This is a genomic window from uncultured Paraglaciecola sp., from assembly GCF_913020055.1.
Taxonomy (GTDB): Bacteria; Pseudomonadota; Gammaproteobacteria; order Enterobacterales; family Alteromonadaceae; genus Paraglaciecola.
Genome location: NZ_CAJWCF010000016.1, coordinates 17665 through 39019, shown reverse-complemented (window position 1 = coordinate 39019; position 21355 = coordinate 17665). Strand labels below are relative to the sequence as shown.

The following is a 21355-nucleotide window of genomic DNA, read 5'->3' as shown; positions in this document are numbered from 1 at the left end:
TACGCCTTTTATGTAATGATGTAAGCTAGTGTAGTTAATTCAACCAATTATTTATGCGCCAATTTGAATCTAATTGTGAATAATTGTAACCCTATGACAAGCACAGCAAAAACTCTGCTAGGCTACGCATATTATAGATATTAAGGGGTTTGTATTTGTACACTGTGTTTTTTCGTTTGCTCATTTTGTTATCTATGTTTGTCTCGGGCACATTACTAGCTTGCTCTAGTGATGAAACATGCGTTGAAAAAAGTAACTGGCATCTTGGTATAGCATTAGGTGTAGGCGTTAGAACCAATCCACTGGTAGATGGCGACAATATTCCCTTGGTGATCTTGCCTGATATCGCTTGGTATGCAGAAAAAGCCTATTTTGATAATGGCGAACTTGGATATCAATGGATAAACCAAAGCCAATTTGCATTTGAAACATTTCTACAACTTGATCGTGAAACGGCTTTTTTTAGTTTTGTACACCCAGCCAACATACTCTTTCCTACAGAAGGCTTCGCGCCTGCAGAGCCCGTGTTTACGGCGTCACCAGTCGAAGATATAAAGGCTAACCAGCCCAAACTATCTATCGACGACATAGCAAATCGAAAGTGGGCTATTAACGGCGGGATCCGTGGCCATTATTTTTTTTCCAATGGTGAATGGCAATTAGCGATACAACAAGATGTTAGCAATGTGCATAAAGGTCAGCAGGTATTACTCGAATACAGTCATAGATGGCTATGGCAGAGCTTTAGATTAGGAATACGTATTGGCACAGATTGGAAAAGTTCACGTTTGATTGACTATTATTACGGTGTGTCACAAAGAGACAGCCCATTCTCTGAATTTTACTTTAGTGGTAAATCAGGTTGGCAAACTTATCTGTCGGTCAATGTGCAAAAACCTATTAATGAAAACTGGTCATGGTTAGCAAATTTTGGCTACCGTAAACTACCAAACTCGTTAACAAACAGTCCTCTGGTAGAACAAAATTATATTGGTAATGTTTTCTTAGGTGTAGCGTATCGTTTTTAGCAGGAAATGGAATTGAGAGTAATAGTATTATTTTGCAGTATCTTTTTTTGTAATCAGGTTGCTGCACAACCGCCTGCGTGGACATTACAACCCAGTGTATGTATTGCACAAAAAAGGGGGGACGAATGTCAGCTTAACCTCAATATTGAAACAGAAAATATGCCTTCAGAACAACTTTGTCTTTTTCTCGACGGCCAATTATTAACTTGTTCACGATTGGCATATTTTCCAAAAGAAATATCTATAGCGATTCAACAAGACGCGCTACTTGAGTTGAAAAACAAATCACAGAAAGTCCTACTTTCTAAACATTTACTGATCAAATATCCCAAATCCACCTCCCAACGCAGACGAATTCGCCCACCATGGAGTCTTTTTTGATGAAACAAGTATTACTAGTCGAAGATGACGAACGTCTAAGTAGTTTAATTTGCCAATATTTAACCGAAAACGACTTTATAGTTCATCGCCTTAGCAGTGGTGAAAACTTACTTCAACACGTGCAAACTTCGCCACCTGATATATTGCTTCTAGACGTAATGTTGCCAGGTGAAAACGGTTTTTCTTTGTGCCAAAAAGTGAGACCTTATTATCCCGGCCCATTACTATTTATGACCGCAAAAAATGATGATTTCGATCAGGTTTTTGGCTTAGAGATTGGCGCCGATGATTACATCATCAAACCTGTTGAACCAAGGGTTTTACTGGCTCGGATCAACGCGCTATTACGTCGAAACACTGATTCTGTCGCATCGAATAATTCACTACAGAGATTACAGTATGGGCAACTCACTATTGACCGTTCAACACGTTCGGCACACCTAAAAGGTGAGGATGTACAATTAACTAGCCACGAATTTGACATGTTATGGAAGTTGGCAGAAAACCCTTCAGTTTTAGTCGACCGAACGACCTTGTATAGGGAAGTTATTGGTCGTGAATATGATGGACTAGATCGCAGTGCAGATGTGCGTATTTCCCGTTTACGTAAAAAACTACAAGACAACAGCCAACATCCTTACAGAATAAAAACCATTTGGGGCAAGGGATTCTTTTTTGTCGCAGATGCGTGGGACGATTAAGCTTAATGGCGCGCCTATTCATCAGTTTATATCTCATTATTGCATTATCGTTAGTGGGTTTGAGCGCTGGCCTTGAGCGAGTGTTTTTTACTCAGTCAGAATCAACCAATGCTCAACTATTAGGCCCTGTATTTGAAGCTGCCATGCAGCAAAACGTGGATATACCTAGTTTTATTCAAAGCTTGGGAGGCACTCAACAAACGCTCAATCTAGCAGATATTGCATGGTCAGATAATGATTTAAAAAAATTACATAATGGCCAAGCAATCGTACTCAGTGACTCAAACATTACTGAGCAAATTTACATACTAGATGCAAATACTCAGCTTCTAGAAATATCATTGCAGATTAACAGGCCAAACTCAGGGCAATTTATACTTTACAGCGTTATTTTTTTCGTGTTGTTAGGGGGCGTTATTGCATTTTGGCTTTGGCCATTATGGCGGGATTTATCAAACCTAGAAAAAACCGTTTCAGACGTCAAACCCAATGGGAGCATTGCACAGAATAATATTAGTAAAACCTCTTTGATTTATCCTATAGCAAAATCCCTTAACAACATGGGACGGCAAATTACCCAACTTATGCAAAATCAGCGAGAGCTAAGTGGCGCGGTAACACATGAGTTTCGCACACCGCTAGCCAGATTAAAATTTGCTCTTGCCATGAATCCTCCAGCGCAGAGTAATCCTTGGCTGGGTATGCAACAAGACGTCAATGAATTGGAAAACCTTGTACAAGAAATGCTTGATTACGCCAGTACAGACGCTCGAATACCAGAGATGAATTTAGCTGAAATTCCGATTAAACAATTATGTCAGCAATTAGTTGATCGGCTGAAAGGAAGTCACTTGTCTACCTTAAACGTAATGGTTTATGGTGATGATCCTCATGTATTGGCTGATGAACATTTTATAGAAAGGGCCATTGAAAATTTAGTATTAAATGGTAAACGTTATGCCAACGAGATGTTAGATATATACGTGATCAAACAAAAAGACGTTATTCAGATTTGCGTAGAGGATGACGGAGTTGGCGTATCACAGGAAATGCGTAAAAAGATATTTTCTCCTTTTTTTCGTCCTGATGAGAGTCGAGATAGACAAAAAGGTGGTGCGGGTCTAGGTTTAGCTATTGTAAAAAGAATTGTCGAGTGGCATCAAGGAAATTGCTATGTAACAGAAGGCAAATTGGGTGGCGCTAAATTTGTCATTAGCTTGCCCAATCCTTTTAACTAATTTTATCAATAATACCCTTTCGACTGATCTCTCCACAGACATAGTGTAAATTTGTTCCATAGATGAAAGGATTTTTGTCACCAGCGCGACAATAATGTTGGTTAAACTTCTTCAGTTCAGTTTTTGTGCTGGTAATTCTATGCAAATATTCTGTTTGTGGCTCGGTTAAACCTTGTACATGGGCCGAAATATCTTGTCTAAACTTAGTCAGCTGTTGGTTGTCAATTGTCATGGATATATCAAGCATCCACTGTGATGTAGTTGTTTGCACGTCAGTTAACCAAAATTGCACAAATGCACTGCGCAAAATCATTATCAATGCCAAAATTTCAAACGTAACTACAATAAAACGCAACATACCGTGTGACTCAAATACAGTTCAATCATTAGAAGATTAGCTATGCTACGTGAAAACACCCCAGTAAAAAACAGTCAATAGTTATGTGCTCTAATACCTAAGAATAACCTTTGAATTACATTTAGTGGTCTACCAATAACCAGAAAAAGCCTGACCGAGATCAAGCACAGCAGTTAACATACTGATATACTTGCTTGGTAATTAGAGTCTATAGAACTCTCTGCTTTTGCCTTTTTCGATATACCAAGGACATCTAATGAGTGAGCGAATTCCTGTTAAAAACATCTCACCCGTAAAAGTACACCGCCCAGATAAAAACAAACATGACAATACCTATACTCCTCGCAGTAGAATATACGTGCGCGCGGTTACCGGCATGTTGGAAAATATTCGCCGATTTTTCGGACTGTTTTTTCTAGGAAGTTTTGCGGTATTACCTTGGATCCAGTTTAACGACTCTCAAGCCGTGTTATTTGATATTGGTGCACAGCGTTTTAATATATTTGGCTTAACACTGTGGCCCCAAGATTTAACGCTTTTAGCGTGGATTTTGATAGTCGCCGCCTTTGCACTATTTTTTGTGACAACCTTTGCGGGCCGAGTTTGGTGTGGTTTTATGTGCCCACAAACTACTTGGACCTTTATTTACATCTGGTTTGAAGAAAGAATTGAAGGCAGCCGTAATAAACGAATGAAACTAGATCAAAGGAAAATGGACTTTGACAAGTTATGGCGTAAAACACTTAAACATTTGGCTTGGGTCAGTACGGCTTTATTAACCTCTCTCACGTTTGTCGGTTACTTCACACCAATCGACTATTTATTCTTTGAGTTTTTCACCTTTTCAAGTAGCTTTTGGATTGTCTTTTGGGTTCTATTTTTTACCATTTGTACTTATGGTAACGCCGGTTGGATGCGTGAAATCATGTGTACCCACATATGCCCGTACGCACGTTTTCAATCTGCCATGTTCGACAAAGATACCTATACCGTTGCGTATAACGCCGCAAGAGGAGAACAACGAGGACCAAGGGGACGAAAAGCTAGCCGCGAAAGTAATCTTCAAAATGGTTTAGGCGACTGTATTGATTGCAACCTATGTGTTCAAGTTTGCCCTACAGGCATAGATATCCGAAACGGATTGCAATACGAATGCATAAATTGCGGTGCTTGTGTTGATGCCTGCAACGGTGTAATGGATAAAATGAATTATCCAAAAGGTTTGATTAGTTTTACCTCAGAAACGGAATTGGCCGGTGGCACAACAAAAATATTTCGACCTAAACTAATCGGTTATGCCATAGTCCTAGTGCTAATGTCAGGGTTATTAGTCTTCGAAATTGCATCTAGAAAACCGTTAGAAATAGACATTATAAAAGACAGGGTTCCTATGTATCGAGAAACAGGGAATGGACTGATTGAGAACGTATTTACCATTAAAATTCTGAATAAATCGCAACTCACACATCGTTACCGCGTATACGTTGATAACCTTGAGGGACACACTTATATTGGTCAAAATGAGGCAACAGTTGCAGGAGGCGAAGTGTTCAATTTACCTCTGAGCATTGCCATCAACCCCAATAAATTGACCCAAGAATCCACTGAGTTTAGCTTTCGTGTTGAATCAATTGACGACCAAGAAAACCAAGTTAAGGTGCAAGAAATAAGTAAATTTTTGTATCCTGATTTGTGAGTACTTTTGATTTTTCGGGACTCACCCCTGACTTAATACTCGACGCCATAGAATCACAAGGTATTTTAGTTGAATCTGGTTTATTGGCACTAAACAGCTACGAAAATAGGGTTTATCAATTTGTAGCAGAAGATAAAAAACGTTACGTGGCGAAGTTTTATCGACCACAACGTTGGAGCCAAGCACAAATTCAAGAAGAACATGACTTTTCTATTGAGTTGGCTTCTCACGAAATACCTGTGGTTGCACCACTGGTTAATAACAAGCAAAGCTTGCATGTTTATGATGACTTCTATTTTGCACTTTTCCCCTCTGTAGGAGGCCGGCAATTTGAAGTAGATGATTTAAATCAAGTCGAATGGATGGGACGTTTTATTGGTAGAATTCATGCTGTTGCTAAAAGTGCCAACTTTGTCCACCGCCCTATCATTAGTGTTGATGATTACTTGATTACTCCACTTCAAGAACTACAAAACAGTCCACTAATCCCTTCAGGCTTGCATCAAGCCTTTTTCACTATCTTACAACAAGTGGCTGATTTAGCTTTGTCGCTTTACACCAGCACAAATAACATTAGGCTCCACGGAGATTGTCACCCAGGTAACATATTGTGGCGAGATGGCCCTACTTTTGTTGATTTAGATGATTGTAGAAGTGGGCCAGCCATTCAAGATTTATGGATGATGCTTTCAGGCGACAGGCAACAACAGTTTATTCAAATGGATACCCTAATAGAAGCCTATGAAGAATTTTGTGATTTTGATACTACTCAGCTCGCATTAATAGAACCATTACGCGCCATGCGTATGGTGCATTATATGGCTTGGTTGGCAAGGCGCTGGCAAGATCCCGCTTTTCCGCAAGCTTTCCCTTGGTTTGCTGATGGTAAATATTGGGAACAACAAATCCTAGGCTTGAAAGAGCAACTCTCTGCATTACAAGAGCCACCACTGGCATTTTAAGCTTTTTTTCACGCACTTGAGTCAATACGTTCTATACGAAAGTCGTATTGCTTTGTGGTCGATTACCTACTACTTTTACAATGTACAACAATGAGTTAGCAACTTTCTGTAGCACTTTGTGCAACAAAAATCAATGCTAATTAGGACATAAAAAAACATTCATAAAACATTGATGGTAAGGGTATCTATTTCACATAACAATGTATGAGTTTAAATACCTATAAACACTGTATCTTTTAATTTCTTATACCATAATATGTGCGTCGAAATTAGTATCACTAGATCAATAATAATATAAGCCTTTGTTTTAAAAATGGTTTAATGCCATTTATTAGAAAAGTTGTAATCGGTAAGATTTGGTTTTTGGCACATAAATGCTATGAATATTCATACTTAATAAACCTCATATAGGCAAATGACATGCACATAAAGTCTTTTACAAAAATCCTAACCGGAATAGCAGTTGGCTACTCTATTTCATTCTTTTCTTTGGCTGACGTAGTAGTTGTTGTTCATCCAAGTAACGACGCAGCACTCAGTAAAAAGGCTGTTCAACGCATATTTTTAGGCAAAGAGAAAAAGTTCTCTAATGGTAAGGAAGTATTACCGGTAAACCAAACGCCTTCTTCAAGTGCTCGTGACTCTTTTGACACTAACACTTTGGGTCGTAGTTCAACACAAATAGCAGCTTACTGGTCAAAACTTGTATTTACTGGCAAAGGCATACCGCCGAAAGAATTGGACAACGACGCTGCAGTTTTAGCGATAGTCGCAGACAACCAAAATGCCATTGGTTATGTAGACAGCGCATCAGTTTCAGATGCAGTTAAAGTCATTTCGTTGAACTAATTAGGAGCATTATTGTGAAAAAATTATTAACTATTGCGGCTTTGACCGCCAGTACGTTTACTGCACAAGCAGAAGTCAGAATTAACGGTTTTGCTAATTTTACAGGCGGAATGACAGATTCTAACAATACCTTATATGGTTATGATGACCGTTTTAGTTTTTCAGAGGAGAGTTTATTTGCGATTCAAATTAGCGGTGATATCAACGATAAAATGACAGCTACTGGGCAATTAGTGGCTAAAGGTGCAAATAACTATGATCCAGAGTTTGAATGGGCTTATTTAACCTATGAGGCGACTGACAACCTAAGTATTGTGGCTGGTCGTTTACGCTTACCGCTATTTAATTATTCAGCCTCTAAAGATGTTGGATATTCTTACCATTGGCTAACTACCCCAAGATCTGTGTATGACGTACCTTTTAACAATCTTGAAGGGATTCGCTTTGACTACGCGGATTACGCCGGTGATTGGGAATATAATATTAACTTTTCAACTGGTACTTTTAATGGACCGACACTAGGTACTGAAGTAACAGGTAACAATGCCTTAGTACTGTCAGCTGAAGCGACTTATGACTGGTTTAAAATTCGCGGTGTAGCAGGTACAGCTAAATCTACTTTGAATATTGGTAACTCAACTAGAGCTGATCTAATACAAGCCTCTGCTGGATTAGATTCTATTTACGCAACTGGGTTTAGTGAACTTGGTGAATTATTAAAATGGGAAGATGATAAAGGGGAATTCCTAGGGTTGTCTGTGCAAGTGGATAAATTTGATTGGTTTGTTAGTGCTGAAATAACCAGTATTGATGTAGCTCAATCCTTCTTATCTTCAACTGAAGCCTATTACGTAACAGCAGGAATGCGAAAAGGAAAATGGACACCCTCAATCACTTACGAAAAATCAAAAAGTGAAGCTGACATAAAATTCCCGTCACAAGTTAGTCAGTTGACGTCTGCACAATTGTCGATTACCCAAGTGCAAAATTTTGTCAATTCACCTTTTGGTATGTCAGTAAATCAAGGAGTGATTGCCGCAGTTGGAGCGCCGTTAACCTTATTACCGCAACCTAATTCAAGTGCGATAATCACTGGTGCATTAAACAGCGTGTCAAATGGTTTATTATTTGCGAATAACTCTGAAGACACCACTGTGTCAGCAACCTTGCGTTACGACTACGACGTTAACATTGCGTTGAAAGTGGATGTGAGTAAATTCACTGACGATCTAAGTGATCAAGATGTGACCCTAATTCGCTTTGGAGCCAATTATGTGTTCTGAAAATTAATATCGAAAGTTAATTTCTAAACGCTCCATTATTGGGGCGTTTTTGTTTTTAAAAAAGAGGTATCTATGCATAAGCCACTATCGGAAAATAGATAAAGCTGTGCTAATCTGCTGGCAAATTTTAAATTAGTTGTGAGAAGTTATGAAAAAAATATTGTTAATACTCAGTTTAGCTATATTGATACCGCTACAAGCCTGTGCCCAAGAAAAATGGCAAGAAGGTGAGCATTACAAAGTAATCGCTGAGCAAGCGACTGAAAAAAAAGAAGTACTAGAATTCTTTTCGTTTTGGTGTCCTCACTGTTTTAACTTTGAGCCAATTGTCAAAGACATGAAATCTAAATTGGCAGATGATGTTGAATTTAAAAAAGTACATGTCAACTTTATGGGTTTCACTAGCCAAGCCATTCAGGACGATGCCACTAAAGCGATGATGGTAGCCAGAGAGTTGAAAAAAGCTGACCAGCTTAATCAAGCCATATTTAAATATATACACGTCTCTCGCTCATCAATTACAGGTATTAAAGACTTAAAAAACATCTTTGTAGTGAATGGTGTTGAGCCAGAAGAATTTGATAAAATGATGTCTAGTTTTGGCGTGAAAAGTAGACTAAATATGAACAACAAAGCTATAAAAGAATACAGAAAATACGTCAACAGCGTACCTAATTTTATTGTTAATGGTAAGTATCAAGCTACTTTTACACGCGATATGACCCCAGATGAACATGTTGATTTAATCGTATTTTTATCCAATAAAAAGTAAATACTCAGGTTTTATTTAAGTAGTATAGACTTCAAGCCAGTTAGAAATTTAGCTGGCTTTTTATTTAACGCCTCCCCCCCAATAAACATCAAGAGAGCTTTTTTTATGCGTCAGTTATTTTTAGTTATATTGTTACTTTTAACAAATTTTGATTCTTTAGCGCAATCCAAATGGCAAGAGAATACTCATTATAAAGTGATTGCTGAAAAACCGAGCAGTAAACCTAAAGTACAAGAAGTATTTTCGTATTGGTGTCCCGCTTGTAACGCCTTTGAAACCGTAGTACCGCAGATTAAACGTGACCTACCATCAAGTATCCCATTTGAAAAAGTACATGTTAATTTTAACGGTAGCACCACTAAGGAAACTCAAAATCACGCAACGGCAGCTATGTTAGCCGCCAAAGCATTAAAAACTGATGTGCAATTCAATAAGGCGCTATTTAGCGCGATCCATCAACAAAGAACCCCCATTACTAGTAAGGCTGATATCCTAGCTGTTTATGCGAGAACAGGAGCTGATGTAGCTAAGCTAGAGAAGATGATGACGAGTTTTGGCATTCGCAGCCAAGTCGCCAAAAATGACAAAATTGCCAGAGGTGTAAGAAGTGTCCCGACCATCATTATTAACGAAAAATACCAAGCGATATTCACTCGCGACATGACCCCAGACCAATCTGTTGAGCTGATTAATTGGTTAGTTAAACAGAAATAAACTTAATTTTAACTGGGCCATTTACAATACAGAGATAACCTTCTAATCGTATACTTTCTATCTTTGTACAGAATGGAAATGAGATCTTTGTGTTGTTAATACCTTATTATTTTCCTTAGAACAGGCCCATTTGTTGGCTGGTCATGTTTTCAAAGGACAAATCTATAAACGGCAGTATTCCCTCAGCAATTGGTTTGACTTGTTTTTCCACGTAATGGTCATAGTCTATTTGACTAGTTAAGTATTCTATTGGTTGTGGGCCATTAATGGTGATCACATAAGAAATCCAGCCTTTGTGCTGATATTTAAGTGTTTTACCTAACGCTGCATTTTGTTGATCGGCCAACCTTGCTGCCTTCACATGGGGCGGCACGTTTTTGACATAAAGATCTAATCTACGGCGAATACGTTTTCGATAAACCAGTTGCTCATCAAGCTTACCAGAGCGGGTATCTTGAATGGTTTGTAATACATACTCTTGCACGTTTTGTCCGGCAAAGACCATTTGATATAACTTAAGTTGAAAACCCTTCGCCAGTTGAGTCCAGTCAGAACGCACTGTTTCCAAACCTTTAAATATAAGCTCTTCGCCGTCTTTGTTTGTTTTTAGTCCCGCATAACGTTTTTTACTTCCCAATTCTGAACCACGAATAGTGGGCATTAAAAATTGACTAAAATGGGTTTCAAACTCGATTTCTAAATCACAATCAAGTTGATGGGTTTGTTGGATGTTATCTTGCCATTTTTGATTGATTTCAAGAGCAAGTGATTGACCAATTTGGATAGCTTGTTGACTTGAATACTCGCCGTTTAACCACACGAAGGTCGAATCGGTATCGCCATAAATGACCTCATAACCGGCTTGTTCAATCCATTTCGCTGTGGTTTGCATAATGTCATGACCACGCATGGTAATTGAACTAGCTAAACGTGTATCGTAAAACGGACAACCTCCTGAGCCTAATACTCCATAAAACGAATTCATCAGAATTTTTATCGCCTGACTACGCGCTGCATCTTGGTTTTTCTTGGCCTCATCGCGCTGCTGCCAAAGCGATGTGATAATTTCAGGCAAAAAGTGTTTGTCTCGACTAAATTTAGCCCCACGATAGCCCTCAATCGCCTTATCCGGTGATGCTAACCCTTCCACTAACCCAAGGGGGTCTATCTTAAAGGTACGTATGATGGATGGGTAGAGGCTCTTAAAATCCAACACTAATACGTGTTGATATAAACCCGGTTTGGAACTCATCACATATCCACCAGGACTGGCTAAACCACCATCCTTTGGGCGATTAGGTGAAACATACCCTGCCCGATGCAACTTAGGTAGATACAAATTGATAAACGCTGCCACTGAGCCGCCCATTCGGTCAAGCTCAAGACCAGTTAGCTGGCTACGTAGCGTTAAAAAATCAAGGACTTTTGTGTGTGCAAAAATATCTAGCACTAACTGGCAATCTTGCAGATTGTATTCGGCTAACTTGACCTTGTTGTGTTTGAAATCGTATTCAATCTGGGCAAGCCTATCGTCAACATTTTCAGTCTTTTTACCTTTGCCTAATAAGGTTTGGGCAACATTCTCTAAACTAAAGCTGTCAAAGTGATAAGTCGCCGTTTTCAGAGCATCAATACCATCCACCACCACCCTGCCGGGCATGGATACAAATCCCTGATTCACTTCATTTCTAGCATCTCGCCATGAAATAGCTTGATTATCACGTCCCAAAGACAATTCAACTCGATGTAAAGCGGCACGTTTGATCAATAATCGAAAATCAAAATTGACCACGTTCCAACCAATAATGATGTCTGGATCGAAGCGATTCACTTGAATAACGAACTGCTGCAGTAACGTTTTTTCATTATCCACCCAGACGACCCAGTCTTCAGCTGCTTCTGACTTGCCAATCATTAACACACACTTATAGGTATCGCTGGCGAGTCCAATAGAAAACAATTCACCCTGTTCACTGCATTCGATATCAATAGATAACAAGGTAAAATGCGGCACAAATTGACTGGGTTTACATTGAATATCAATTACTTCAGATGATTTCGATTGGTTTACAACTTGTTTGCCTGAAAAGGCAGCACTGCCATATACAAAACGTTCCATCAAATAACGCTCTGTTAAACGCACATCATCCTCAAAACAACTAATTTGATGTTGCTTTAGTAATGTTTTGGCTTTGTACAGTGAGTTGTTTCTATCAAAATACACGCCACCTACTTTTTGATGTTCAAAGGTATTTAATGCCAATGAACTATATCTATGCTCAATGCTGTTTTTTGTCAGTAACCGCGTCACTTCGGCGGCGTCATCTTGGAGAATGAAAAACAACCCTTGCTGTGAATTTGATATAGCCTTTACCACGCCGTTTTCGGTTAAAAACCAGCATTCAATGTAGGTTTTACCATGACGTTCTATGTTGCGGGCTGTAAGAATAAATCCCTCTGAGGAGACTTGCATGTATTAGGGCCTAAGGTTCTAAAAATTCAAGAGTCGGCAAGGTAAGGGGAATCGTAATAGATAGCAAGCCAGAACAAAGTATCAAACAGAATTTGAGTTCGATTCTACTATTAAAATTGTCCGGTTTAAGGTAGCTTAAAATGACCTGTTGGCTTCTAAGAGCGCTAAAAATTGAAATACGTTTTTAAGGACAGAAATGGTGGCGTTGAACTATACAAACGCGGTGAAATTGTAGTGGTGATTTTATCCGGCGCATGCGGTACGGCTGTCATTAATTATTACGCAGAGAAGTTAAAAAAGTTAGGTCAAACTTATGAAGGCCAATCATGGGCTTACCTATGTAATAGCAAAAACTTTCAAGCCACAACACCTGAAGCACAACAGATCATTGTGGGTACCTATAGCAGCTGTATAAAATTGGGCTGCTGTTTTGAAGCTTATTGTTTCGACTCCTACGTTGGCAAAGCTCAAACTCAAACAATCATGCATGACTGCGGAAATCATATCGATATTGAAACTGTACTGTTTGAAAATGAACAAAAAGCGGAAGCCTTTTTGTTAGAAAACTTGGCACAACTGAGTAAAAGTAGAAAACAAACTGATGTCTCTTCTAGTAACCAAGTCAATTAAACTACTTCACTGCAACTTGCAATGCACTTAATTAAAACCAGTATCCTAGAGTTTTACATTAGTAAACTCTAGGATACTGGAGCGTTATAGGTTGCAACTCTCCATACTCTTCTGGGCCATTTTAATGTTGATTTCACTTAACTGAATGACCAAACCATCATCCGCAGCTAGTAAAAAGGGAATGTCTACTTTTTGCATATTACTGCCAGCTTTGGCAAAACAAGTAAGCGCAATGTTGGCTTGTTGCCAACCCAATCCCACCTTAGACGTTAGTGATGCTGTGATATCTAGCTCACCAGCACAATCGACTCCACATCCAGAGCTCAACACTACCTTGCTCGCTCCTTGTTCAAGCACATTGTAATTAAAAACTAACGCCATGCCTTGAGTGACTTTAGCTGTTAAGTTAACTGGATTACCCTGTATTGATAAATTTGCTCTACCGCTCCAAGTGGCTTGAACGGTATCTTCTTGAGCCTTATTGTCTGTGGCTTGAACAAATAACTTTGATAACGAACTGGCTTGAGAATTAGCACTCACTTGTGTGTTACCGCCCGCATCATTCAACACTAAACGCCATGGCTGCACCGGATCACCAGCAAATAAGAACCGGCTATCACTAATTTGGCTAACAGAAGGGTCTATCTCTTCGCTCAATAACGATATGTTTTGTCTATCATTTACCGATAATCCATAACCATAAGCAAATAAAGGTTGGTAATTTTCGTCACCTATATTCACTTCAACATCAAGAGGGTTAGCTGGCCAAGAAAAAGACAAACGTCCAGTAAAGTCATATTGAACATTCCCTTTGGCATCTTTAAATAATAAGTCCGCTATGCCTCCGCCTTCAGAACCAGGTAACCAAGCCGCTACAAATGCATCAGATACATTTAGTTCTGGGTTCACCCACATACCGCGGCCAGATAAAAATATTGATACAGTAGGAATACCCTGCTCTTTAAGGGATTTTAACAAAACATGATCTGCATTGGGTTTGTAATCTAAATCTGTCACATCGCCTTGGAACTCAGCATAAGGTTGTTCACCAAAGACCACTATTGCTACATCAGGTTTTGTTTCGAAATCGCCGTTGTCACTAAGCTCAACTTGGCCATCAGCGGTTTGAACTGCTTTTTGAATGCCTTGATAAATCGATTCACCATTAGGAAAATCAGAATTTTTATTGCCAGTACCTTGCCAAGTTAATGTCCAGCCACCGGATTGTTGACCAATGTTGTTTGCTCCACCACCTGCAACCAATACTTTTGAGTTAGCTTGCAAAGGCAATAAATGGTCGTTATTTTTAAGAAGTACTAGCGATTTACGCACTGCCTCTCTGGCTATGGCTTTATGTTCACTAGAGCCTAATAGGTCAAACTTACCAGCAAAAGGGCGCTTAGATGGCAACTCAGCTTCAAATAAACCAGCACGCAATTTAACCCGTAAAATACGTGATACGGCTTGATCTAAGCGTTTCAAACTAATCTCACCTGATTTCACCTGTTTAAGCGTGTTTTTATACAATCCTTTCCAACTATCAGGGGCCATAAACATATCCAGACCTGCATTAAACGCCTGTGGACAAGACACATTACTACACCCCTCCACTTGTCCGTGACCATTCCAATCACCAACAACTACACCGTCAAAACCCAAACGTTCGACCAAGATATCATTTAGCATTTCACGGCTACCATGCATTTTCCTGCCATGCCAACTATTGAACGATGCCATCACCACCAACGCGCCATGCTGAATAGCCGGTGGATAACCCGCTCCATGAACATCTCGCATTACCGCTTCACTAACAAAGGTATCACCTTGGTCCTTACCATCTTTAGTGCCACCGTCGCCTAGGAAATGTTTCACGTTTGCCAGCAAATGATCTTTAGCAAGAAAGCTATCGGTATTCACTTTTCCTTGAATACCTTCAACCAATGGTCCGGCAAAACTAGCAACAATTTCAGGATTTTCTGAATAACTCTCGTAAGTACGACCCCACTTATCATTCTGCACCACCGCTAAAGTAGGTGCGAAGGTCCAATCAAGTCCGACTACCAGAATTTCTTTTGCCGTAATTTCACCAATTTTGCCCATTAAATCTGGCTCATTAGCCGCACCTAAACCAATATTATGCGGAAAGATAGTTGCACCAAGCAGGTTGTTATTGCCGTGAACTGCATCGATTCCCCACAACAATGGAATACCAACACCACCGTCACTGGTATCTGTAGACGCCTTATAAAATTCATCCGCTAGCTTCAACCACTCTTCTGCTGGCGCTCGATTATCATCGCCTGGGGCGCTGTTGCCGCCGTTTAATACCGAGCCTAAATTATATTCTCTCGCTTCTTCAGGCGTGACTGAAGCAATATCACCTTGAATAACCTGACCGACTTTTTCTTCCAGGGTCATCTTTGTCAAAATCTCTAGGATTTTTGCTTCTTGTTCTGCTGTTCGTTTGATAGGAGGGACTTGTTTAGGCCAGTTCTCTGGCGTAACAGTTATACCTGTAATTTTTTCAGCAAAAACAGGGACCAGCTTTTCACTGGTTTTCATGTTTTTTGAATCTGAACATGCCGCTAAAGCAGCCAATGACAGTAAAAGAAATGTTGTGGATTTTAATATCTGTTTAAATTTTAACTTTATCATTGGCAATGAATATGACCTTATCTCTCTGATTTTTGGAAACGTTTTCATAAAACTAAACAACTGTTCCTAATTAATCAATAAAAACCGACAAACTTCCTGTCTCTAAAATGGTGGCTACCTAAATACTAGGCACATTCAGGTTGGCAAACTTACTTTTTTGAGCCAAAAAAAATGGCCTCATCTGAGACCATTTTTATTCAATTATTTGTTACTCACTGAACCGGTTCCTATTAAACTAATCGTTTCTAGGATGTCTATTTTGCTGCTTAGATTCTACCTTTAAGCACAGTGACGATTGGTGAATTATCTAGTCCGTTTTCTGAAGCCCAAGCGATAACAGTTTTGCCATCTTGCTCTGGAGCACTTAAATCACCCTTAGGCATTTTCTTAACCATTAATGTGCCTGTTTCAACAGCGTTATTAAGCATTGCTGTGCGGATAAGACTGTTGCCGCCACAAGAGATACCAGCATAAATATCCTTAAGTTTAAGTTTATAGTCTGATTGAACAAGTTTCATTTTTTTACGTAACTCACTTTTGTCATCAGCTTTGACGATAGTACAAATGTTTTGTAACGCGTCGCCTACATTAGCTTGGGCATTGCCCACTGTAAATAAAGAGATAGTAGCGATTGCGATGGTAGTTTTAACTAATTTCAACATGGTCAATTCCTCGGTGTTTTGCTTAAGTTTTAGTAACTGGTGAAACGTGCTGTGTTTCGATGGCGCGCATTAGACAGTAATTAGATTGACTAAGAAATCTACAATTTGATACTTAGGTATGCTAGACCATAACTTTGGTAGGAGAAGGATTTCATGACTAAATTGTTAGCGGCCAAACTAAAAGAATGGCCAAACACTTATGAGAAAATTCGTGATGACAGCTTAATGATTCAAACAAAAACCTTGGGTATAACTGGCTTTTTGATTCACAGTAAAGAAAACCTAGTTCTGCTCCTCCCGCGTAAACACCAATTCATTTCCCTTACTTTTTAGCTCAGAGAACCTATACCCAGCCGTATCAAATTGTTTTAATTGACTCACTTCAGTCAAACGATTTTGGATAATAAATCGAGCCATCATGCCTCTGGCTTTTTTGGCGAAAAAGCTAATCACTTTATATTGCCCATTCTTACAATCTTGAAATACCGGTGTGTAAATTTGTGCGTTCAAAATTTTGGGTTTTACCGCCTTAAAATATTCATTTGACGCTAAGTTAACCAAAACATTGTCACCTTGCTGATCAATAGCGGCATTTAATTTATGACTAATACGCTCATCCCAAAATTGGTATAGGTTTTTATCTTTTCCAGTGTCTAGTTTAGTGCCCATTTCTAACCGATATGCTTGCATCAGATCCAGTGGCCGTAACACACCATACAATCCTGACAATATACGCAGGTGTTGTTGCGCGTAGTTAAAGTCATCTTGACTAAATGATACTGCATCTAACCCAGTGTAAACGTCACCATTAAATGCCAATAAGGCTTGTTTTGCATTGTCAGTATCAAAAGGTGTGTGCCAAGTGGCGTAACGATCAGCGTTCAAGCCGGCTAATTTATCACTAATTTTCATTAACGAACTAATCTTAGCTGGGCTTAATTTTTGACAATGTTTGATCAGCCTTTTTGAATCATCCAACATCTCTGGCTGAGTGAATATGTCTGTTGTCGAAGGAGAGTCAAAATCGAGATTTTTGGCGGGTGAAATAACAACTAACATTCAATGAGATCCTGTAAATATAAAGCTAATGTTAAAAACTACTCTAAGCAATATGTGGGATACATAGGCAAATACAAGTTGGATTTCAATTTTCTTTGTATTTGAAATAAGCTTCAGCCAGAATTAACATACAATTGACCTATATAAAAACCACGTACAGATAAGGATTAATATGTACTTAAGATTTTTAGGCATCACTAGCATCGCTTTATTGCTATCAAATTGCGCCAATATGAACGAATCAGATTGTTTGACTGCTGATTGGCAATTAATAGGTTTTGAAGATGGTAGTTTTGGCAAGAATGAAACACGCATTTCTCAACACAGAGAAGAATGTGCAGAGTACGGTGTCACTCCAGACTTGGCCACTTACCGTAAAGGGCACTTTGCAGGGTCTAAAAAGTTTTGCACAACCAATAACGGATTTTCTCAAGGTCGCCAAGGAAAAACCTATAAACGCAATTGTCCTGAACAATTTGAAACAGATTTTTTAGCTGGCTTCACCGATGGACAAACGCTTTATGGGTTAAAAAACATATTAAATCAACGAACGGCAGATCTCGAAGACACTTACAAAAATATAGACTGGCTTGAGCACGCTATTGTCGACAAAAGTGAACTGATGATTGCTGATGGTCTTAACCGGAATCAGCGAATAGTGATAAGAGACGAAATAGCACAACACCAACAGCAACAAGAAAACTTATATAGTGTTTTACCTGAATTAAAGTATGAATTTGAAAATGCCCTTCAAGCCTACGAACAAGGAAGAGAGGAGTTCTCTCACTATTTACTAACGGACTAAGGCATTTCCCAATTTCTATAGACGTCTGTGGTACATGGATAGTTAGAGTGTGTAGACATGAGCATAAATATTTTAAAGATTTACAGGCCTAAATGGTTATGTGATTTCACATAGCCGTTATTTTTGTTAGCAAATAAAGCGTTTTACTGGCGTCTGATATTCAACGGTTATACCCTGTACCTAATCTAACTTATCGCCATATGGTAAGCATTAAGACATAAGATATGTCAGCTTACTTCTTTGAATTCCTAAACAATTTTGCCAAGCTATACATATTGCAATGTGATAGTGAATAAAGCGTCATTACTTATAGAGGATAATATGTCTAACCAATTACAAGCATTACGAGAAATCACCACAGTTGTGGCTGACACTGGCGATATTGAAGCCATAAAAAAATACCAACCGGTAGATGCCACCACTAACCCATCATTGTTACTTAAAGCAGCAGAAATGCCGCAGTATAAGTCTCACTTAGTCAGTGCAGTGGCATGGGCCAAAGAACAATCTTCTGACGCTGAACAACAAATTATTGATGCTGGTGACAAATTATCAGTCACTATCGGTACCGATATTGTGAATATCGTACCCGGTCGTATTTCTACAGAAGTGGATGCGCGTTTGTCATTTGACACCGCTGCTAGTATCGAAAAAGCCCATAAATTGATTGCTCTGTATAAAGAAGCGGGTATCGATAAAAGTCGTATATTGATTAAATTGGCTTCTACTTGGGAAGGTATTAAAGCGGCAGAAGTATTAGAAAAGGAAGGCATTAACTGTAATCTTACCTTGTTGTTTGGTTTTGCTCAGGCTCAAGCATGTGCAGAAGCAGGTGCGTTTTTAATCTCTCCTTTTGTAGGACGTATTCTTGATTGGTACAAGAAAAGTACCGGTAAAACTGACTACACTTCAGCCGAAGATCCGGGTGTGGTATCTGTGACTAAAATTTATAATTATTATAAAGAGCATGGTTATAAAACCGTTGTCATGGGCGCTAGCTTCCGTAACACAGGTGAAATTACCGAACTAGCAGGTTGTGACCGTTTAACCATAGGACCAGGCTTATTAGAAGAGTTGTCTCAAACTGACGCACCTTTGCCTATTAAGTTGAAAGACAATGGCGCGACTAAAACACCTGGCGCACCTTTAACTGAAACTCAGTTCCGCTGGGATATGAATCAAGACGCCATGGCCACAGAAAAATTATCTGAAGGTATTCGTAACTTCGCCGCTGACCAAGTTAAATTGGAAGCGATGTTAAGAAGCTACCTATAAGTTAAATGAGTACTAAAAAGCGTCGAATTCGGCGCTTTTTGCTTTCTAGTCAAGATTACAGTCATACCTAATTTTTACCCTACATTGAGAACATATTATGACAGCACTAACGGCATCTCCCGCGTGGCAAAACCTTGAAAAATTAGCCACTCAAATAAAAACTCAACACATGCGGGACTGGTTTGCCGCCGACCCACAGCGCGCTGAAAACTATACTCAAGCGGCCTGCGGTATTGAATTAGATTTTTCAAAAAACCTTATTACCGACGAAGTGATGCTCGCATTACAGACACTGGCCAATGAATGTCAGGTAAGTGAAAAAAGTCAGGCCATGTTTGCCGGTGAAATCATCAATCACACTGAACAACGCGCGGTATTACATACGGCACTGCGTAACTTTTCAGGTAAACCGGTTTTAGTCGACGGTGAAGATGTGATGCCTGAAGTGTTGGCCTGTCAGCAAAAAATCCAAGACTTTGTTGCCAGCATTCATAGCGGTGAACGCAAAGGTTATACCGGAAAGTCGTTAAAGCAAATTGTCGCTATTGGTATTGGAGGCTCTTTTCTTGGGCCTAAAATCATGTCCGAAGCGCTTAAGCCTTATTGGTTTAAAGGCGTAAAAGTACATTACGTGGCGAATGTGGATGGTTGTCATATCCAAGATGTATTAGCCACAGTTGATCACGAAGAAACCTTGGTCGTGATGTCTTCTAAATCATTCACCACACAAGAAACCTTACAAAATACACTTACTGCTAAAGCTTGGTTTTTGGCGGCAGGTGGTTCACAACAAGATATCGCCAAACATTTTATAGCGGTCTCTTCTAATATTAAAGCCGCTACCGAATTTGGTATGGCCGAAGACAATATTTTCCCAATGTGGGATTGGGTAGGTGGTCGTTATTCACTTTGGTCAGCGATTGGTTTACCCATTGCACTGACAATAGGTTACGACAACTATCGTGAATTATTGCAAGGTGCATTTGAAATGGATGAACATTTCCAAACTGCACCCATAGAGCAAAATTTGCCGATGATATTGGCATTGCTAGGTGTGTGGTATGTGAATTTTTTCCAAGCACAAAGTCATGTGTTATTACCTTACTATCACTATTTACGTGGTTTCCCTGCTTATGTACAACAGCTGGATATGGAAAGTAACGGTAAACGTATCGCAGGCTCTCTAACAGAAACAGACTACGCCACTGGCCCTATTATTTGGGGTAGTGAAGGTACAAATGGTCAACATTCATTCCACCAGCTTATCCACCAAGGTACTGTGTTAGTGCCTGCTGACTTTATGTTACCGCTCAACGTGCCTAATCAAGATGACACTCACCATGCCATGTTAGCGTCTAATTGTTTTGGTCAGACACAAGCGCTGATGCAAGGTAAAACCTTTGCCGAGTGTAAGGCTGATTTAGCTGCAAAGGGCTTAGATGACGATACGCTTGAATCACTCGCCACGCATAAAACCATGCCTGGTAACAAGCCGAGTAATACCTTGCTGTTCAATCAAGTTGATCCTAAAACCTTAGGTGCGATGGTTGCCATGTACGAACATAAAGTCTTCGTACAAGGGGCTATTTGGGGGGTAAACTCTTTCGATCAATGGGGTGTAGAACTAGGTAAAGAGTTAGGTAATCAAGTGCTTGATAAACTAGTCAATACAGATTCCAGCTTAAATTTTGATGCGTCAACCAATCAATTGATCAGTAAATTTAGAAAAGCTAACGGCTAACGACAAACTTAACCAGTAAGTTTACGTCTGTTACCTTCCCAACTATAAACGGTGGCATTTTTTAAAAATGTCG

The 21355-nt window shown here is 39.4% G+C and carries 19 protein-coding genes; 14 read left to right on the top strand and 5 right to left on the bottom strand.

Annotation, left to right across the window (positions count from 1 at the left end; translation table 11 throughout):
- The first annotated feature begins 164 nt into the window (after positions 1–164).
- Genes QZ488_RS05365 through QZ488_RS05350 form a run of 4 tightly spaced genes read left to right on the top strand, consistent with a single transcriptional unit; the run spans position 165 to position 3348 of the window.
- Positions 165–1028: a MipA/OmpV family protein gene (locus tag QZ488_RS05365; protein ID WP_293746788.1), complete on the top strand. Its 864-nt coding sequence runs from the start codon at positions 165–167 to the stop codon at positions 1026–1028.
- A gap of 12 nt (positions 1029–1040) precedes the next feature.
- Entirely contained in the window at positions 1041–1409 is a 369-nt protein-coding gene (locus QZ488_RS05360; protein WP_293746776.1) for a DUF3019 domain-containing protein, read from the top strand.
- The gene (locus QZ488_RS05355; protein WP_293746775.1) at positions 1409–2110 is read left to right on the top strand and encodes a response regulator; all 702 of its coding nucleotides are present in this window, start codon (positions 1409–1411) and stop codon (positions 2108–2110) included. The genes QZ488_RS05360 and QZ488_RS05355 overlap by 1 nt, the downstream gene beginning before the upstream one ends.
- A gap of 5 nt (positions 2111–2115) precedes the next feature.
- On the top strand, positions 2116–3348 hold the full coding sequence (locus tag QZ488_RS05350; protein ID WP_293746774.1) for an ATP-binding protein: 1233 nt from the start codon (positions 2116–2118) through the stop codon (positions 3346–3348).
- Here QZ488_RS05350 and QZ488_RS05345 read toward each other — a convergent pair.
- On the bottom strand, positions 3341–3706 hold the full coding sequence (locus QZ488_RS05345; protein WP_293746773.1) for a hypothetical protein: 366 nt from the start codon (positions 3704–3706) through the stop codon (positions 3341–3343). The genes QZ488_RS05350 and QZ488_RS05345 overlap by 8 nt on opposite strands.
- A 256-nt stretch (positions 3707–3962) precedes the next feature.
- Between QZ488_RS05345 and ccoG the strand changes: the two genes are divergently transcribed.
- The 6 genes from ccoG (at position 3963) to QZ488_RS05315 (ending at position 9982) form a co-directional block, all read left to right on the top strand.
- Complete coding sequence (ccoG, locus tag QZ488_RS05340) at positions 3963–5402, top strand: cytochrome c oxidase accessory protein CcoG (protein WP_293746772.1); 1440 nt, start codon at positions 3963–3965, stop codon at positions 5400–5402.
- On the top strand, positions 5399–6364 hold the full coding sequence (locus tag QZ488_RS05335; protein ID WP_293746771.1) for a serine/threonine protein kinase: 966 nt from the start codon (positions 5399–5401) through the stop codon (positions 6362–6364). Before ccoG ends, QZ488_RS05335 begins: the two co-directional genes overlap by 4 nt.
- Positions 6365–6784: 420 nt before the next feature.
- The gene (locus tag QZ488_RS05330; RefSeq protein WP_293746770.1) at positions 6785–7213 is read left to right on the top strand and encodes a substrate-binding domain-containing protein; all 429 of its coding nucleotides are present in this window, start codon (positions 6785–6787) and stop codon (positions 7211–7213) included.
- A gap of 14 nt (positions 7214–7227) precedes the next feature.
- Positions 7228–8496 (top strand): porin, encoded by a 1269-nt coding sequence (locus QZ488_RS05325; RefSeq protein WP_293746769.1) that lies wholly within the window; start codon positions 7228–7230, stop codon positions 8494–8496.
- A gap of 148 nt (positions 8497–8644) precedes the next feature.
- Positions 8645–9268: a thiol:disulfide interchange protein DsbA/DsbL gene (locus QZ488_RS05320; protein ID WP_293746768.1), complete on the top strand. Its 624-nt coding sequence runs from the start codon at positions 8645–8647 to the stop codon at positions 9266–9268.
- Positions 9269–9373: 105 nt separating this feature from the next.
- Positions 9374–9982 carry a thiol:disulfide interchange protein DsbA/DsbL gene (locus QZ488_RS05315; protein ID WP_293746767.1) on the top strand — a complete coding sequence of 203 codons (609 nt, stop codon included), beginning with the start codon at positions 9374–9376 and terminating at the stop codon, positions 9980–9982.
- Between the two features lie 115 nt (positions 9983–10097).
- Here the strand turns inward: QZ488_RS05315 and QZ488_RS05310 are convergent, their stop codons facing one another.
- Entirely contained in the window at positions 10098–12455 is a 2358-nt protein-coding gene (locus QZ488_RS05310) for a DNA polymerase II (protein ID WP_293746766.1), read from the bottom strand.
- 171 nt (positions 12456–12626) lie between these two features.
- On the opposite strand from QZ488_RS05310, the gene QZ488_RS05305 reads away from it, so the two are divergent.
- The gene (locus QZ488_RS05305; protein WP_293746765.1) at positions 12627–13085 is read left to right on the top strand and encodes a hypothetical protein; all 459 of its coding nucleotides are present in this window, start codon (positions 12627–12629) and stop codon (positions 13083–13085) included.
- 84 nt (positions 13086–13169) lie between these two features.
- Here QZ488_RS05305 and QZ488_RS05300 read toward each other — a convergent pair whose 3' ends face one another.
- The 3 genes from QZ488_RS05300 to yaaA form a co-directional block, all read right to left on the bottom strand.
- On the bottom strand, positions 13170–15740 hold the full coding sequence (locus tag QZ488_RS05300; RefSeq protein WP_293746764.1) for an exo 1,3/1,4-beta-D-glucan glucohydrolase: 2571 nt from the start codon (positions 15738–15740) through the stop codon (positions 13170–13172).
- Positions 15741–16006: 266 nt separating this feature from the next.
- Complete coding sequence (locus QZ488_RS05295; RefSeq protein WP_293746763.1) at positions 16007–16402, bottom strand: DUF3718 domain-containing protein; 396 nt, start codon at positions 16400–16402, stop codon at positions 16007–16009.
- Between the two features lie 282 nt (positions 16403–16684).
- The gene (yaaA, locus tag QZ488_RS05290) at positions 16685–17461 is read right to left on the bottom strand and encodes a peroxide stress protein YaaA (protein WP_293746762.1); all 777 of its coding nucleotides are present in this window, start codon (positions 17459–17461) and stop codon (positions 16685–16687) included.
- A 172-nt stretch (positions 17462–17633) separates the two neighbouring features.
- Between yaaA and QZ488_RS05285 the strand changes: the two genes are divergently transcribed.
- The 3 genes from QZ488_RS05285 to pgi all read left to right on the top strand — a co-directional run bounded on the left by QZ488_RS05285 (position 17634) and on the right by pgi (position 21282).
- Positions 17634–18266: a DUF2799 domain-containing protein gene (locus QZ488_RS05285; RefSeq protein ID WP_293746761.1), complete on the top strand. Its 633-nt coding sequence runs from the start codon at positions 17634–17636 to the stop codon at positions 18264–18266.
- Positions 18267–18587: 321 nt separating this feature from the next.
- On the top strand, positions 18588–19541 hold the full coding sequence (gene tal / locus QZ488_RS05280; protein ID WP_293746760.1) for a transaldolase: 954 nt from the start codon (positions 18588–18590) through the stop codon (positions 19539–19541).
- Between the two features lie 97 nt (positions 19542–19638).
- Positions 19639–21282: a glucose-6-phosphate isomerase gene (gene pgi / locus QZ488_RS05275; RefSeq protein ID WP_293746759.1), complete on the top strand. Its 1644-nt coding sequence runs from the start codon at positions 19639–19641 to the stop codon at positions 21280–21282.
- Positions 21283–21355: the final 73 nt, after the last annotated feature.

Excerpts from the sequence above, each read along its gene's own strand:
- QZ488_RS05300 (WP_293746764.1), bottom strand. The coding sequence starts at position 15,740 with ATGATAAAGTTAAAATTTAAACAGATATTAAAATCCACAACATTTCTT.
- QZ488_RS05345 (WP_293746773.1), bottom strand. The coding sequence starts at position 3,706 with ATGTTGCGTTTTATTGTAGTTACGTTTGAAATTTTGGCATTGATAATG.
- QZ488_RS05285 (WP_293746761.1), top strand. The coding sequence starts at position 17,634 with ATGTACTTAAGATTTTTAGGCATCACTAGCATCGCTTTATTGCTATCA.
- QZ488_RS05310 (WP_293746766.1), bottom strand. The coding sequence starts at position 12,455 with ATGCAAGTCTCCTCAGAGGGATTTATTCTTACAGCCCGCAACATAGAA.
- QZ488_RS05350 (WP_293746774.1), top strand. The coding sequence starts at position 2,116 with ATGGCGCGCCTATTCATCAGTTTATATCTCATTATTGCATTATCGTTA.
- QZ488_RS05315 (WP_293746767.1), top strand. The coding sequence starts at position 9,374 with ATGCGTCAGTTATTTTTAGTTATATTGTTACTTTTAACAAATTTTGAT.
- QZ488_RS05295 (WP_293746763.1), bottom strand. The coding sequence starts at position 16,402 with ATGTTGAAATTAGTTAAAACTACCATCGCAATCGCTACTATCTCTTTA.
- QZ488_RS05330 (WP_293746770.1), top strand. The coding sequence starts at position 6,785 with ATGCACATAAAGTCTTTTACAAAAATCCTAACCGGAATAGCAGTTGGC.
- yaaA (WP_293746762.1), bottom strand. The coding sequence starts at position 17,461 with ATGTTAGTTGTTATTTCACCCGCCAAAAATCTCGATTTTGACTCTCCT.
- pgi (WP_293746759.1), top strand. The coding sequence starts at position 19,639 with ATGACAGCACTAACGGCATCTCCCGCGTGGCAAAACCTTGAAAAATTA.
- QZ488_RS05320 (WP_293746768.1), top strand. The coding sequence starts at position 8,645 with ATGAAAAAAATATTGTTAATACTCAGTTTAGCTATATTGATACCGCTA.
- QZ488_RS05355 (WP_293746775.1), top strand. The coding sequence starts at position 1,409 with ATGAAACAAGTATTACTAGTCGAAGATGACGAACGTCTAAGTAGTTTA.
- ccoG (WP_293746772.1), top strand. The coding sequence starts at position 3,963 with ATGAGTGAGCGAATTCCTGTTAAAAACATCTCACCCGTAAAAGTACAC.
- tal (WP_293746760.1), top strand. The coding sequence starts at position 18,588 with ATGTCTAACCAATTACAAGCATTACGAGAAATCACCACAGTTGTGGCT.